Origin of the sequence: Psychrobacter cibarius (assembly GCF_904845955.1) — a bacterium.
Lineage (GTDB): Bacteria > Pseudomonadota > Gammaproteobacteria > Pseudomonadales > Moraxellaceae > Psychrobacter > Psychrobacter cibarius_B.
Window position 1 is genome coordinate 58,325 of the sequence record NZ_CAJGYX010000004.1, and the last position, 14,542, is coordinate 72,866.

Consider the following 14,542-nt stretch of genomic DNA (forward strand, 5'->3'; position numbering starts at 1 on the left):
AATAATGCCAAACTGCTAAAAAATAAACACCGCCATAACGACGGTGTATTTTATGCTCATTCATATCAAAAACAAACGGTCTGTCATCTAATAGACTAATTAACAGTACAGCTATCTAATAACTTCTGTAAAAAACTATCACAGCGCTCAATTTCACTCAGCTTAACGTATTCATCGGCTTTATGTGCTTGTTCAATACTACCGGGACCGCAAATGATCGTTGGAATGCCAGCATTGGTAAATTGCCCACCCTCAGTCGCATAAGCCACTTTATGACGCTCGTTATCGCCTGTCAGAGCGGCTATTAACGATTGCAATTCAGCACTGTCGTTATCAGTCATTGCCGGTACGCTTTCTTCTTGCATCAGCTCAATGCCGGTGTCGGCAGAACGTGCTTGCATCTGGGCATTTAATTCTGCCACTTTCGCTTGAATCGGTGCAAGAATATCCTCTTGCGTCATATGCGGCAGATTGCGATAATCGAAGGTAAACTCACATAGATTAGGCACAATATTGGTCGCAGTACCACCTTGAATCGTGCCTACAGACAATGTGGAATAAGGCACATCGAACAGCGCATCATTATCACTGCGATGACTAATCTCTTCCGCCAATCCATCGACATAACCAATCAAACGACTGGCATAGCTGATAGCATTGACACCTTGGGCGGTCAATGACGAATGCGCAGACTTACCATGGACGCGGCAACGATAAACGGCAATGCCCTTATGTGCCACAACCATCGTCATATTGGTTGGCTCACCAACGATACAATAATCAGGGGTGATACCACGCGCTTTCAAATCTGCCAGTATCAATGGCGCTCCCAAACAGCCCACTTCTTCATCGAATGACAATGCTAAATGCAGTGGACGACGTAACTGACCGCTATTTGATAATTGCACAGCGCGTGGTAATAACGTCAATGCACAAGCGATAAAGCCTTTCATATCACACGCACCGCGTCCGTATAGCTTATCGTCACGTATCGTCGCAGTGAATGGATCTGACGCCCAATCTTGACCATCAACTGGCACTACGTCAGTATGACCAGACAGCACCAGACCGTGATTGACTTCGTCAGCGTTTGCCCCTGCTGGCACAGTAACGAATAGATTGGCTTTGTTTTTGGCTTCATTAAAAGTCAAATCCACTGTTAAGCCTAATTTTTCGCAGTACGCTTTTACGTCTTCAATCAAGGCTAAATTTGAATGGCGACTGACCGTATCAAAAGCAATCAAGCGCTTTAGCCAATCGATAATATGCGCAGGGTAAGACGTATTTTTGAGCTGATTATTATTGTTCGAAGTCATGAAATATCCTTATCACGATATAATACCGATTTTAGAAATACGGTTAGCGATGTTAAATTTTCCAAGCCTACTAGATGTAGTACTCGCACTCGTTTTTCGCTACTGTAATTTCTGGAATGGTAAACATAGAAAGCGTTAGCGCCTTTGAAATGCGCGCTGTTGCAGCACCTTTACTTCTGCATCTAATCCAGCAATCGGACCTTGTACTAGTATGTTCGGAGCCACTTCTTGAATACTTAATGAATTGATCGGTGATGAGGATTTTACGCCCATCTCCTCCATCCATTCATCCAACTGTTTTGATGAGCTGACATAAACGATACGACCAAGCCCTGCCCACGCATGCGCGGCCGAACACATGGCACAATGCTCGCCCGAGGTATAAACCACAGCGTTAGCGCGCGCCTCCGCTGTTATATTTGCTGCTGCCCATTTAGCAACGGCAATCTCAGGATGATAAGTAGCATCGACAGAGTTGGCACGATTGCGATCTTCATGCAGCACATGACCGTCGCCGTCGACCAATACGCTACCAAATGGCTCATCGCCCGCCTCTAGCGCTTCAGTAGCAAGCTCAATAGAGCGGCGTAAATGAATCATATCATTGTCAGTTATCATCTCCATCTCCTTTTATCACTTCATACTAGGACGTGTTGAATATCAACTCATATCAAAGCATTTACGATAGCGTCTTTATTATGAAGGACGGTTTTGATTCATCGCATCAACGACTGGCGGCATTGGCTTTGGTAATTTGCCTTCTGCCTGCAGCTCTTTGGTGGTTTTTGCATCGATAGCCAGTCCAGCAATCAGGGCAATATCTTTGACAGGTTTACGCGTGCGGGTGGCAAAGCTCACTGGCACCATGCGCGCAAACTCATAAATATGCAGATAAGACTCTTCGCCACCTTCAAAGTTTTCATCATCTTCTAAGCGAATACCACCGATTTTAGCCAAATCAGACAGCATCTCATTTTCGTCACCACTGAGACCACAGTCGGTAATCCCAAAACCCGTCATAAAACCATTTGCCCACTGTTTCAATGCCATCACGCGCTCGTACAAATCATGTTCATCATCTGGCACTAATGGCGTGTAAGAATAAGCATCGTCTTTGTCTTTAAGCTGAAAAACCGTGTCTTCCGCTTCTTCTGTTAACAGTGTCAATGCCTCATCAGGTAACGGCGCAAAACTGAGCTCCTCAAAGACCTTAGCCCATACTTGCTCATCAGGCGCATTACAGGCAGTCATCAGCCCTGTCATCAAGCCATGCACTTCGCTGATAGAGACGTCAGTCCAGTCATCAAAAGCAGTCAGCCATGTATTCCAGCCAGATATATTGTCATTCATAATAGAGGTCCTAGTGATTGATTATTGCTTAAAAAATATTGCTTAAAAAATAAAAACAGACGGATAAAATAGGTGTGAGACATCGCTTGATATTATCAATCAAACCATGGCTAATAAAAATAAACAAACAACGTCTAATATAGGTAATTACTTTGTTGATATAGATATTATGCGGTCACCTATGGCATTATTAAACGCAGAGAACAAAATTCATTCACGCTTACTTGTTAAGGATAAAAACTGACTATGTATGATCAACTTAGAATATTAGAAAAAATGATACTCGACATCAAAAAACAGTATCAGCTTGTCAGTGCTGAACTTAGCAGCCTCAAACAGCATCCTGTTAGCGACCCTCAAGAGCTTGCAGCATTAACGACCAAGCTCAACACTAGTCATAGCGAACGCGACGGTGCCAAAAAACAATTGCACGATCTCGACAAGCGCTACCAAAGCTTGGCTGAAGCGCATCATATGATAGGCGAAGAACAAGATAAATTGCAAAAACAGGTTAGCCAATTGCAACAACAAAACAGCCAGTTACAACAACAAAATAATGAATTAAAGGAGCAATATAGCGATATTAAACAGCAAAACAGTGAGCTGCAGAAAAAGAATCAATTGGCAGCGGAGCGTACACAAGTTGTATTAAAACGCTTAACCCACATCGATCAAGTAGAAGGCTGACCAGTGATGGCAATGAGCGATCATCACTGCTTGCTAATGAAACCGACAAAATCAAAACGGTAATATCTTATATTACTCATTTTACTGACCAAACATTGTAGGATTTATCATGACCGATGACCACAAAAACTCTATAGAGAAACAGCCGCAAAATGGCCAACAGCAGAATATTTCTTCTAAACCACAACCACTCGCTGCAACTGGTTCAAGTTCGTCGAGTGCTACTGTGAAAACCACTATCCCTGAACCACAAATTAAAAAGGTCGATATTGCAATTGCGGGTGTCACTTATCCTATTTATTGCCCAGTACACGAACAAGAAGAGCTGCTCTCAGCTGTCTCGTATATCAATAACCATGCACTAGATCTCAAACGAGATGCGCCAAGCCTCAGTCAAGAAAGTATCTTAGTACTGTGCTGCTTGAATTTGTATGAAAAAATACACACCAATCAAAGAAGCGATGAAGATCGACTACAGCAAGACAAACAATCTGAAGCGCTATTAAATAAAATTATGAAAGACGCACAGTCTGTTTTATAAGCGCATATTACGCGACGAAACAATAAGCGCTTCGCTCTGATGAGCCAAGCGCTTTTTTATGCCCAAGCCATAATCTAATTATTTATACGTCAGGGTTATAAACCTTACCTGCATAAAAATCTGCTTGATGCTCATAATTGCAAAAAAACAATGTTTGGTTTTCGCCAATGGCACTCTCACTATTTGCAGACAAGTTGGGCTTGGTTTCAAGGGCGCCGCGGTATTCAGCCAAGCTGTTGCCACAAAAATTGCACTGACGCGGTGTGATCACATCCCCTTTTTTTGGCATCATGCTTTTGGGCGCACGCGGGTACATAAATTTATAAAACCCCCACATTACTATCCAAATAACGATGATGATAATGATAACAGCAAACACGGCAGTGCTCCTTTGAATATGAGTAAGCGCTATGAATGATAAAAGCCGCTTGGCGGATTATTCAATACGTCTAGGCAGTATAACTTAACCAGCAATACTGACGATAGTGCTATGCTTTAGCGAGTTAATTGTCCATCCATTTATCATGATAATTTATCAATAAATGCCATAATACGTTGTAAAAAACTGGCCATAGCGAGCCAGTTTTTGTATTAAACAGAAAATAAAGTGAGCGATCTATATTAGTGAAACTATAGCTGCAACTCACTGATATCAGCGACGGTTAAAAACAATGCGCGTACTTGCTTAAGTAATGCTAAGCGGTTGTTTTTAAGGGCGGCGTCTTCACTGTTGACCATCACATTATCAAAAAATTGCGTCAACGGCTCATCTAAGCTGGCAAGCGTTTGCAATACTTGTGTGTAATCCGCTTGCTCTAGCAGCGGTTTAACCGCCGTCTGCGCTTGCAGCACACTTGCGTATAAGCTTTGCTCCGCAGGCTCAGACAATAGCGCTTCATCGACAGTATCAGCGACACTCACTTCTGACTTGGCTAATATATTGGCGACACGCTTGTTTGAATCAGCAAGCATCGAGGCTTGTGACAATTCGCTAAAGGCTTGTACCGCGCGAATACGCTGATCAAAATCAAGTGGCATATGCGGGTTCATCGCTTGCACTGCCTGAATGGTATCGACGCTCACGCCCTGTTCGGTATACATCGCACGATAGCGCGAGTTTAAGAATGCCATGACCTGAGTAAACGTATCACCCATTTTTTCAATCTTGCTGCCTTCAGCGTCACTATAGCCTTTGATTGCTTGTTCAACGAGCGCAACCAGATTAATTGGCAATTGCTTTTCGATCAAAATACGCAAGATACCGATGGCTGAACGACGTAGACTGAACGGATCTTTTGACCCTGTCGGCGCTTGGTCAATGGCAAAAATACCAACAAGCGTATCTAAACGGTCGGCTAATGCTAAGCAAATGCCAATTGGCGTCTGAGGCAGTACATCACCACTGAACTTGGGCAAATATTGCTCTTCTAAACTGGCAGCGACTGCTTCAGGCTCATTATTCAAACGCGCATAATAAGTGCCTGCAATGCCTTGCAACTCAGGATATTCAACGACCAATGAGCTTGCCAAATCGGCTTTTGACAAAATACCCGCACGCACCGTTTCATCGATATCAATCTGCTGACCCTGCTGTTGCATCAAGGCGGCAATGAAGGCGGCAAGCTTGGCAATACGCTCAGACTTCTCCCAAATCGTACCCAGCTTATCTTGGAAGACGCGAGTTTTGAGGCTTTCTGTCAACGCAAACAATGGCTGTTTTTGATCTTGTAAGAAGAAAAACTCGGCATCGGCCAAACGTGGACGCACGACTTTCTCATTACCTTCGATAATTTGATTGGGATCTTTTGACTCAATGTTGGTAATAAAAATAAAGTAAGGCTGCAACTTGCCTGCTTTATCAGTTAAGCAAAAATACTTCTGATCCGCTTGCATGGTAGAGATAAGCGCTTCTTGCGGTACCTGTAAAAAACGCGGCTCAAAGCTTGCTCGCAGTGCAATCGGGAAATCAACCAATGCGGTGACTTCATCCAACAAATCTTGCGGCACGATAGCATCAGCATTTACCTCATCTGCTAGCGCTTTGACTTGGTTTTTGATCAGCATTTGACGCTTATCAAAATCAGCCACGACTTTTAGACCGCCTAGTAATTCTTCGTAGTCATTGGCGTGCGCAATCTCATGATAATTAGGACTATGGAAGCGATGGCCACGTGTTTGCGTTCCCGTCTGATGGCCTTGGATAGTCGCATCAATGATAGTACTATCTTGCATCAATACTGCCCATTGTACTGGACGCACAAATTCATTGCGGCTGGCACCTGAACGCATACGCTTAGCAATCGGTAGATTGTCTAGTGCAGTCTGAAAAATGGCAGCTAACAGTTCAGTAGTTGCTTGACCATGAATGACTTGCTCATAACCGACATAATCACCTTTATCGGTGTTAATCGTTATCAGCTCACTGGCTTCAATACCTAAGCCTTTCGCAAAACCCATTGCCGCGCGTGTTGGATTACCTTCCGCATCAAACGCGGCTTTAATCGCAGGGCCGCGTTTTTGCTCACTGCGATCCGGCTGCTTATCGCTAATACCCTGAATCTGAAGTGCCAAACGACGCGGGGCAGCAAAGGCTTTGATACTATCGAAGCTGATTTCTGCTTCATTTAATTGTTCGGTGACACTCGCTTGTAGCGCATCACGTAGAGGTTTTAGGCTTTTTGGAGGTAGCTCTTCACACCCCAGTTCAAATAGAATAGTACTCATGGGAATCTCGGTTTATTAAGAATTTTTTATATATTTAAAAATTGAGTAGATTATAACAAAATCATGGTAATCAAAAATTGATCATATTATTGTGGAACACTATTTTTTATGTTTCGGAACCATTTATGATAGCTCATGAAAAGCTGCAAACTCTAGTCAAACAGCTTTACAACACCGTCAACGAATTGGAAAACATGTTTCCCGGTCGACACTTTACTCCAGACGGTCATTTAGTAGGTAGCTTAGGTGAATGCTTGGTAGCAGATGCTTACGAGCTAGAACTATTAGCTGCAAGTAACAAAGGCTACGACGCTATAACGAAAGACGGTTTGAAAGTTGAGATAAAAGCCACTCAATCTAAATCTGTTGCCTTTCGAAGTGAACCTGAACATGCAATTATTATTAAAATAATGCCAAATGGTACATTTGAAGAAATATATAATGGCTCAGGTTCGCTTGTATGGGAGCAATTTAAAAATAAAAAACGACCTAGTAACGGTCAGTTCCAAATCTCTATTACTAAACTTAAAGCACTCAATGCAATGGTATCTGAACATGATCGAGTACCTAAAATTAATATTTAGAACGAAAACTACTTATCTTCACCTTGTTCTTTTGGCAAATACTTATCGAGCGCCGCTTGACGATGCGCCTCATCTGCCAATGGAAAACCCAATTTTGCGCGTGCTTCAACGTAACCAATGGCAACCTTACGGGCAAGCGTACGCACACGTAGGATAAAACGCTGACGTTCGGTCACTGAAATCGCACCACGAGCATCGAGTAAATTAAAAGCATGTGAGGCTTTTAGTACCATCTCATAGGCAGGTAATGGCAAACCTTCGGCAACCAATTTATCTGCTTGCTGCTCATAAAAGTCAAACATCTGACCCATCATCGGCACATCAGCATGCTCAAAGTTATAAGTCGACTGCTCAACTTCGTTTTGATGAAAGACATCACCATAAGTGACGCGACCAAACTCACCATCTGCCCAGACCAAATCGTAAACGCTGTCAACACCCTGCACGTACATTGCTAAGCGCTCAAGTCCATAAGTGATTTCACCAGTCACTGGGAAGCACTCAAGACCGCCTACTTGCTGGAAGTACGTAAATTGCGTTACTTCCATACCGTTGAGCCAAATCTCCCAGCCTAGTCCCCACGCACCCAGCGTTGGCGACTCCCAGTTATCTTCAACAAAACGCACATCGTGCACCAATGGATCAATACCAATGGCTCTTAGCGAGTCCAAATACAACTCTTGGATATTGGGTGGATTTGGCTTAAGCACCACTTGGAACTGATAATAATGTTGCAAGCGGTTGGGGTTGTCACCGTAGCGACCATCGGTTGGACGACGTGACGGCTGCACATAGGCAGCATTCCAACGCTCAGGACCTAACGAGCGTAAAAATGTCGCGGTGTGAAAAGTACCCGCGCCGACTTCCATATCATAAGGCTGCAAAATAACGCAGCCCTTATCGGCCCAATAATTCTGTAGCGTTAGGATTAAATCCTGAAACGTCATCGGTTGAGGGGCTGTATTTTCTATCATCGGAGTTGTCGCTTGGGATGTCATAGTTTGGGTTTTCATAGTAAAGCCACTGTGGAATGGATATTTATAAATAAAGTTTTGATAGCACTCGTGTAGCCTATTCGGCAACGACTCTATTTGCCTGCTCACCTTACTAAAAATTGACTATTTTATCTATATTTACATCAATTAAATTTATGCTGCAGACCTAAACCAGTCGTTATAAGGCTCATTTATACTCAAACTGCTGCAATATAGGAGGCATAAAAGTAGCAGATAAAAAAATACCCAAATGCGCGAGCATCTGGGTAGGAGGAAAGGTATGTCTTTGGTATCCTGATGAGTCAGGCTTTTTGTTTTTTAGTCGAACTGCTATTCTCTTTTTTGTAAAAATCTATCTGAGCTAATCTCGATAGTGATGCTATCAAAACGATACTATTAAAATGGTATTACTATTAAGCGATTAAAAAGATACGAGCAAATATAAAATAACCTTACTCGTAAGACGCACTAATTGCTTTTGGCATGATTATCCATAAAATTATATAAATTAAGATGCCAGGTACTGCTGCACTCAAAGATGAGATAATCACGAATAACACTCTCACCCAAGTCGGTGACCAGCCAACGTATTCGGCAATGCCACCCATCACACCTGCTATCATGCGATTGTTCTGTGAGCGATGTAGTTTTGCTAGTTTAGCCAAATCAAATACCTCTCTATCATTTCTATTGTTATTTAAAATTCTGCTTTTTACTTTTTTTCTTCTATTTTTATGATTTTTTCCGATTGTAGTCAGGAAGCTGCTTAGCCTTCTTAACTTATGAATAAGTATAGCAACTATTTAATATTTATCTGTTGAACGTATAGACGTACTTTGTGAGTTTATGCTAACCAAGCTTGCCCTAATCTGTCATAAAACCTCATAAACTGCTGATTTTAAATAGTTATTTCAAAATGTTTCACGATTAGCTTTATTGCCGCCATATTACACATGTTGTTACAAATCCAATATTTAGCCATTTTCAGCACATAGATATTGTATAGATGGAACTTCAGAAATGGTGAGATACTCAAACAATTACAGTTAAATTAATAGCTTGGTCATATTTTTATCAGAAAAAAGTCGTATAAAAAAACACCCCTTTACAATAACCTACCTGTAAATCGCCTTAAACCTTTATAACATGCTGGTAAATAACAGATATTCCAGCAGTCTATCGATAACATTAGTGCGATGAAGCATGACTAAAAATTAAGGAAAGCTATGTACGAGTCAGGATTGATGATTGGACATTTTGAGCCACTACACTTAGGTCAAATGCGCAGTATATTGGCTGCGGCAGGACAAGCGAAAACCTTACATATTATCATCATGGCGCATCCAGCACCGCATCCAGACTTTGACATTACTTTGCAAGACAAAGCACGTTGGCTACAGATGGCGTGTGCTGATTTGCCATTTATCCAGATTCATACCACTCATGAGATTGAGCTGCCGCTACATGATAGCTTCGTCGATGTGACAATCGACATTCCCGCCAGCAATGCCAAACTACAACGTTTGACGACAGCGCTCGACTTACCAGCAGATACAGTCTTGTTTGTCGCAGAAAACCACCCATTAGCACAGAGTGATGTCTATGAGCGATTATCAATACCAGTCATCACGACCCCGCTACAGCCTGAGTTTGATTCTTATGCCATCGCTCGTAATCCAGTCGCGCATTGGTCAGCTATTCATCCCCAAGCGCGCGGCGACTATACCAAAACGGTGGCGATTGTCGGCGGTGAAAGTTCAGGTAAGACCACATTGGTGCATAAACTGGCCAATTATTATGGCGCCAGCTTTGCTTTAGAGATGGGACGCTTATATGTCGGTACAGATTTGGGTGGTAGTGAAGTCGGTCTACAATACAATGACTATGGTCCGATTGCCCTTCAGCATGCTCAAGCTATAAGAGATGCGGCGGCTAATGCGACCGCTCCTGTCACCATCGTTGATACCGATTTTGTGACCACTCAAGCATTTTGTGAAGAATATGAAGGTCGCAGCCATCCTTTTGTGGCGGCTTGTATCGATGAGTTTCGCTTAGATCATACCATTATGCTGGATAACAATACGCCGTGGATTGATGATGGCATGCGCTCATTGGGCACGCCTGAGGCACGTGGACGCTTTGAGCGACGTCTCGTCGATATTTTTGCTCATCATGATATCAAACCACACATGGTTGATCAGCCAGATTACGATGCGCGCTATCAGCAAGCGCTGCTGCTTATCGATCAGTATGTTTATGGCAGATAGACGAGACGGCGATAATAGCGATAATAATATGATATTAAAAAATCAGATAAGCACCCATTGTAGTTTTAATACTTTAAGGAAAAAGGCTTTATGCGTATTCAGCTATTAGATAATATTACTGGAAAATGGGCGATGCAATGGATTGTCACTTGGTTTATTTGCGGGGTGATAGCATTATCCGCAGGTTTTTGGCTCACGACAGAACACACCACGCTTGATATGTTTTATTTGGGCGTGTCTTTCGTTGGTTTGGTCTGTGTGGTTTCGCTATCATTTCGCAAAAACGTCATGGGCAACGGGTTGGGAATGGCAGCGACTGCGGGAGAAGTCGTCGTGCAGGCGACGTCTGGTGCAGTCGGTTTGATGCTCGCGCCACTCTTTAACTTTTTCACCCATGTCTACGGTATTTTTTATTGGTCAAAACATACCGATCCTGATGGCGACATGATACCAAAGGCGGCGAGCAAAGCGATTTGGTTGATTACCGCCGCCTTTATTATTATTGGTCTCGCACTTTTTCCCACGGTAAATGATTTACTCGCCAGCTATGGCTATGCAGTGGTTGAAGATGATAATAGTAAATTCCTAGGATTTATTTCCTTCTTTTGGATCAACGTCATTGCTTTTGTCCTCTCCATTACTGCACAAGCCGCGATGATTTTGCGCTATTCATTTAACTGGTGGTTATGGATTATCGTTAACTTTGTCTGGCTCATCGTCAATCTAATGTCAGGCAATTACATTATTGCCATTCAAACCATGATATATCAAATAAACGCTTTTATTGGTTTGTATGAATGGCAGCGCAGTGAACAAGGTTAACGGTTATCTTGTGTGACGCATAAGCACTGATATCTTAAAAGGATAAAATCGAAGAGCTCGCAGATATTGGTAAATATGTTGATAGCGCTATAGGTTTTGACTGTGCCGTCTATCAGATAATGTGGTGGACTGGCTCAATTAGTGCTACAACTGATAGGAGAGATTTTTCAATTCATCTACTAACATGGAGGTTAGTATGTCTCGTACTCAGCAAAAACGCCTGTCTAAACGCACACTTGAGCAATGGCTTAGTGAATATTCTGTCAGTCATCAAAACCTAGTCAATAAAAAAATCCATTGGCTATGCGTTCCCACGATATTTGTCAGCCTGTTAGGCATGGGCATGTCGCTATCAGTTTGGTTTACCTTGGTACTCAGCGCGTTGGTATTGTTATTTTATATGCGTCTATCCACGCCGTTATTCTTGGCGATGGGAATGTTTATTCTTATCTGTTTGTCAGTAATGGCATTATTACCATGGGGCTTTAAAGTTTGGGCGGCTATTTTTGTGGTTGCTTGGATTGGACAGTTCATCGGTCATAAAATTGAAGGCAAAAAACCCTCATTTTTTGAAGACTTACAATTCTTATTAATTGGTCCAGCATGGGTAGCTAATAGCTTGATGGGTCGTAAAAAAAGGCCAAGCCTAACTATTTATCCTTGATAGTATCTTTAAGCTTAGTATCTTTAAGCTCAGTACCGTTAGAATTAGTACCTAAAAAACCACTATCTAAAACTGATATCTTGACTCAAAAAAGCACCGCTCAACAATCCGTTAAGTGGTGCTTTTTATATTACGCTATCAAAGAACAAGTTATAAAAAATAAGCTCTCAAAAAAAATTATTGACTGTAATTAATTACTCTAACTTTCAGAACAATAATACTGTAAATATAGCGTCAAATAGCCACAGCAGAACCGTTTACTTCAAAATCGAACCATTCATTTTAGAATAGAGCCAACAGCATAAATTCAGCCTATTCGCCCGATAGTTAATACGTGACAAGCTTCTACGTAACGTACTGTAGAAGTTCTTCATTACGCGCCATCACCGATAGATACAGCACTGCTGTCCCGTCCTAAACGTTGAGTTGGGTTTTTCTGATCGACATTGATTTGATCGAAGAAGGGTATGAGCTCGCCGTTCGCCTTAAGAGCTGCAAGATTCCAGCGACCAAACAAAACGGCTGGCGCTGACTCGTTATTCGCTCTGTGCCAGTCCCGGTTATCTGAGCAGGATGGGATTACTTGAGACGCTAGCAGATTTGAGAAATCATGAGTTTTTACAATATGGTCTGGGCAAAAGAAGCAACCTATAGCTGACCGACGCAGAAGGCACAACCACACGACTCATGCCAAAATTAATGCCACTAATGGTGCGTTCTTGGTAGATATGGTCGTCAAAGGTCAGGGCATTACCTTTATACAAGGTCGATACCTGAATACAGTGTCGATATTTGATCACGCAAATAATATCACATGTCTATCACGTTGAATTATCGCTTATAGCCTACCGAATCCAGCAATCTTAGTTACTTATGCGCCTTACTCAGTGATAGCAGAAATGACACCAATCAATTTTTTGGTCTTATATCTTGCTTCTGCTAGTGCCATCTTATTCTGTGCTACTACGGTCAACACACACGGCTTACCGATATAGTCAGTTTTGACAAATAGCATGTTTCCAGCAGTGGCTTCGACGATAGTGATGTCGCACTTGCCCTGCTTCATTTGACTCGCGGATGAATCGCTCAGTGCTGATAGTGTGCTGCTCATCGCTGCAAACTTGTCCGTTTGATTGCTCAATTCGCTGCTTGAAAAGCAACTAATGGGAAAGCCATCTGTGGTGCATAAGCTAACCAATATGACTTCTCTATTGGCGTCACACAATGCTTTCATGTGGCTTAACAACGCTATTTTTGCTGGTGATTTTTCGTCTAATTTTTCTTTTAACATAGTCATATCTGGCATTAGTCTTGATTATTAAGGGTATTAAATAATGACAGCAGAGACACGGCGGACTCTCTATTTCTAGGATCTGTATGGAGCACAGGTGCCACCACGTTATGCTGCATCAACATCACTCTTATTTCTTGTCCCAGTGCTGAAAGGCTATCTTTGTCAGCATCCTCGCAATGAGTAATGCCAATGATACACGTGGTCTGATTTTTTTCTGGTGCAAAAAAGTGTAATAGCTTATCTAAATTGGCATAATCGGGTGTCTCGCCATATCTAATCAAAATGAGCAATCCCCATAGCGACTGATTGACAAACTCCCATAAAAAAGAAAACCGCTCTTGACCTGGCACACCGTAAATACCTAGCGCCATATTGTCAGACAGAGTGATGCGCCCATAATCGATGCCGACCGTCGTGTACTCTTTACCGATATCAATACTAGATTTTGCTTCTGTTTTGATGGGGCTTATCTCGCTTAATGTCTTGACCAACCGAGTTTTTCCAGCACCTACTTCACCAATGATTGCTAGCTTCTGATAATTCAATTTTTTACCTCATTCCTAAGAATTTTTTGATCGCACCATAAAATTTGTTAGGCTTTTTCTCATTTACGGTTTGCTCATGTATCGGTGCTGCCTCTGTGACACTCAATAAACCTAAACGATCAAACTCTCTGATAATCTGTGTGACTTGATGATGGCTGCCAAAATCACCACTGTCCGCTAGTGCATTAAACGAATAAGGCTTTTTAGTCAATTTGATACACAGGTTTATCATCATCTGCGGCTGGCTTTCATTGTTGAGATCAGGCCATGCCAGCAATCTTAAATCCTTACCTTCATAATACTTTTCAGGCACCGTATCAGATTTTTTTATATCAATAAACGGTTGAATACGTCTTTGTTGAGACTCATCAAAGCTGTTTAACACAGCGCTATTGTTCTCAATGAACGCATTAAAAAAGTTGCCTTGATCCACAAAATCAAACACGCTCACAGCCCAATTATTAAAGCTGCGTTTGATCACGCGCACATCCAAAAACACCCAAAGATCTTCATGTCTAGGATCAGAAGCTATCTTACTCATTAACTTGTCTACTTCAAGATAAGGGCCTTCTAGCACTTGCAGATACTGACCGTCACGGTAAGAGATGATACCCGTAATTTGCGATTTTGGATTATGCTTGCGAGAGACGCTAACAATGTCTGATAACCCAGTAGGCATTCGAATAGTACGATCACTGATAGGCACTCTACTGACGTATGCAATACACTTCATTTTGCCACCACTTGATAAAA

The 14,542-nt window shown here is 42.2% G+C and carries 16 protein-coding genes; 6 read left to right on the forward strand and 10 right to left on the reverse strand.

Features of this window, described 5'->3' with window-relative positions:
- Positions 1-95: 95 nt before the first annotated feature.
- From argE to JMV76_RS09150, 3 genes are all read right to left on the reverse strand, one after another.
- A complete protein-coding gene (argE, locus tag JMV76_RS09140) occupies positions 96-1,316 on the reverse strand; it encodes an acetylornithine deacetylase (RefSeq protein ID WP_201502466.1) in 1,221 nt (406 codons plus the stop codon).
- Positions 1,317-1,451: 135 nt separating this feature from the next.
- Positions 1,452-1,934 carry a nucleoside deaminase gene (locus tag JMV76_RS09145; RefSeq protein ID WP_201502467.1) on the reverse strand — a complete coding sequence of 161 codons (483 nt, stop codon included), beginning with the start codon at positions 1,932-1,934 and terminating at the stop codon, positions 1,452-1,454.
- 78 nt (positions 1,935-2,012) lie between these two features.
- Positions 2,013-2,666: a UPF0149 family protein gene (locus tag JMV76_RS09150; protein WP_055124733.1), complete on the reverse strand. Its 654-nt coding sequence runs from the start codon at positions 2,664-2,666 to the stop codon at positions 2,013-2,015.
- A gap of 246 nt (positions 2,667-2,912) precedes the next feature.
- Between JMV76_RS09150 and JMV76_RS09155 the strand changes: the two genes are divergently transcribed.
- Entirely contained in the window at positions 2,913-3,353 is a 441-nt protein-coding gene (locus JMV76_RS09155; protein WP_201502468.1) for a hypothetical protein, read from the forward strand.
- Positions 3,354-3,462: 109 nt separating this feature from the next.
- Positions 3,463-3,894 (forward strand): cell division protein ZapA, encoded by a 432-nt coding sequence (locus JMV76_RS09160; protein WP_201502469.1) that lies wholly within the window; start codon positions 3,463-3,465, stop codon positions 3,892-3,894.
- 82 nt (positions 3,895-3,976) lie between these two features.
- Here JMV76_RS09160 and JMV76_RS09165 read toward each other — a convergent pair whose 3' ends face one another.
- Positions 3,977-4,273: a hypothetical protein gene (locus JMV76_RS09165; RefSeq protein WP_227690259.1), complete on the reverse strand. Its 297-nt coding sequence runs from the start codon at positions 4,271-4,273 to the stop codon at positions 3,977-3,979.
- Positions 4,274-4,524: 251 nt separating this feature from the next.
- On the reverse strand, positions 4,525-6,618 hold the full coding sequence (gene glyS / locus JMV76_RS09170) for a glycine--tRNA ligase subunit beta (protein WP_201502470.1): 2,094 nt from the start codon (positions 6,616-6,618) through the stop codon (positions 4,525-4,527).
- Between the two features lie 125 nt (positions 6,619-6,743).
- On the opposite strand from glyS, the gene JMV76_RS09175 reads away from it, so the two are divergent.
- Positions 6,744-7,202 (forward strand): DUF6998 domain-containing protein, encoded by a 459-nt coding sequence (locus JMV76_RS09175; protein ID WP_201502471.1) that lies wholly within the window; start codon positions 6,744-6,746, stop codon positions 7,200-7,202.
- Between the two features lie 8 nt (positions 7,203-7,210).
- Here the strand turns inward: JMV76_RS09175 and glyQ are convergent, their stop codons facing one another.
- Positions 7,211-8,200 (reverse strand): glycine--tRNA ligase subunit alpha, encoded by a 990-nt coding sequence (gene glyQ / locus JMV76_RS09180; RefSeq protein WP_374190054.1) that lies wholly within the window; start codon positions 8,198-8,200, stop codon positions 7,211-7,213.
- A gap of 449 nt (positions 8,201-8,649) precedes the next feature.
- Positions 8,650-8,862: a PspC domain-containing protein gene (locus JMV76_RS09185; RefSeq protein ID WP_201502472.1), complete on the reverse strand. Its 213-nt coding sequence runs from the start codon at positions 8,860-8,862 to the stop codon at positions 8,650-8,652.
- A 561-nt stretch (positions 8,863-9,423) separates the two neighbouring features.
- Here JMV76_RS09185 and nadR point away from each other — a divergent pair.
- The 3 genes from nadR (at position 9,424) to JMV76_RS09200 (ending at position 11,950) form a co-directional block, all read left to right on the forward strand.
- Positions 9,424-10,464 (forward strand): multifunctional transcriptional regulator/nicotinamide-nucleotide adenylyltransferase/ribosylnicotinamide kinase NadR, encoded by a 1,041-nt coding sequence (gene nadR, locus JMV76_RS09190; protein WP_201502473.1) that lies wholly within the window; start codon positions 9,424-9,426, stop codon positions 10,462-10,464.
- A 90-nt stretch (positions 10,465-10,554) separates the two neighbouring features.
- Positions 10,555-11,286 carry a nicotinamide riboside transporter PnuC gene (gene pnuC, locus JMV76_RS09195; RefSeq protein ID WP_201502474.1) on the forward strand — a complete coding sequence of 244 codons (732 nt, stop codon included), beginning with the start codon at positions 10,555-10,557 and terminating at the stop codon, positions 11,284-11,286.
- Positions 11,287-11,482: 196 nt separating this feature from the next.
- Complete coding sequence (locus tag JMV76_RS09200) at positions 11,483-11,950, forward strand: Mpo1 family 2-hydroxy fatty acid dioxygenase (protein ID WP_201502475.1); 468 nt, start codon at positions 11,483-11,485, stop codon at positions 11,948-11,950.
- 880 nt (positions 11,951-12,830) lie between these two features.
- On the opposite strand, the gene JMV76_RS09205 is transcribed toward JMV76_RS09200, so the two are convergent.
- From JMV76_RS09205 to JMV76_RS09215, 3 genes are read right to left on the reverse strand one after another with little or no spacing between them, the layout of a single operon-like run.
- Positions 12,831-13,247 (reverse strand): roadblock/LC7 domain-containing protein, encoded by a 417-nt coding sequence (locus tag JMV76_RS09205; protein ID WP_201502476.1) that lies wholly within the window; start codon positions 13,245-13,247, stop codon positions 12,831-12,833.
- A gap of 8 nt (positions 13,248-13,255) precedes the next feature.
- The gene (locus JMV76_RS09210; protein WP_201502477.1) at positions 13,256-13,789 is read right to left on the reverse strand and encodes a GTP-binding protein; all 534 of its coding nucleotides are present in this window, start codon (positions 13,787-13,789) and stop codon (positions 13,256-13,258) included.
- Positions 13,790-13,793: 4 nt separating this feature from the next.
- Complete coding sequence (locus JMV76_RS09215; protein ID WP_201502478.1) at positions 13,794-14,522, reverse strand: BLUF domain-containing protein; 729 nt, start codon at positions 14,520-14,522, stop codon at positions 13,794-13,796.
- Positions 14,523-14,542 lie beyond the last annotated feature (20 nt).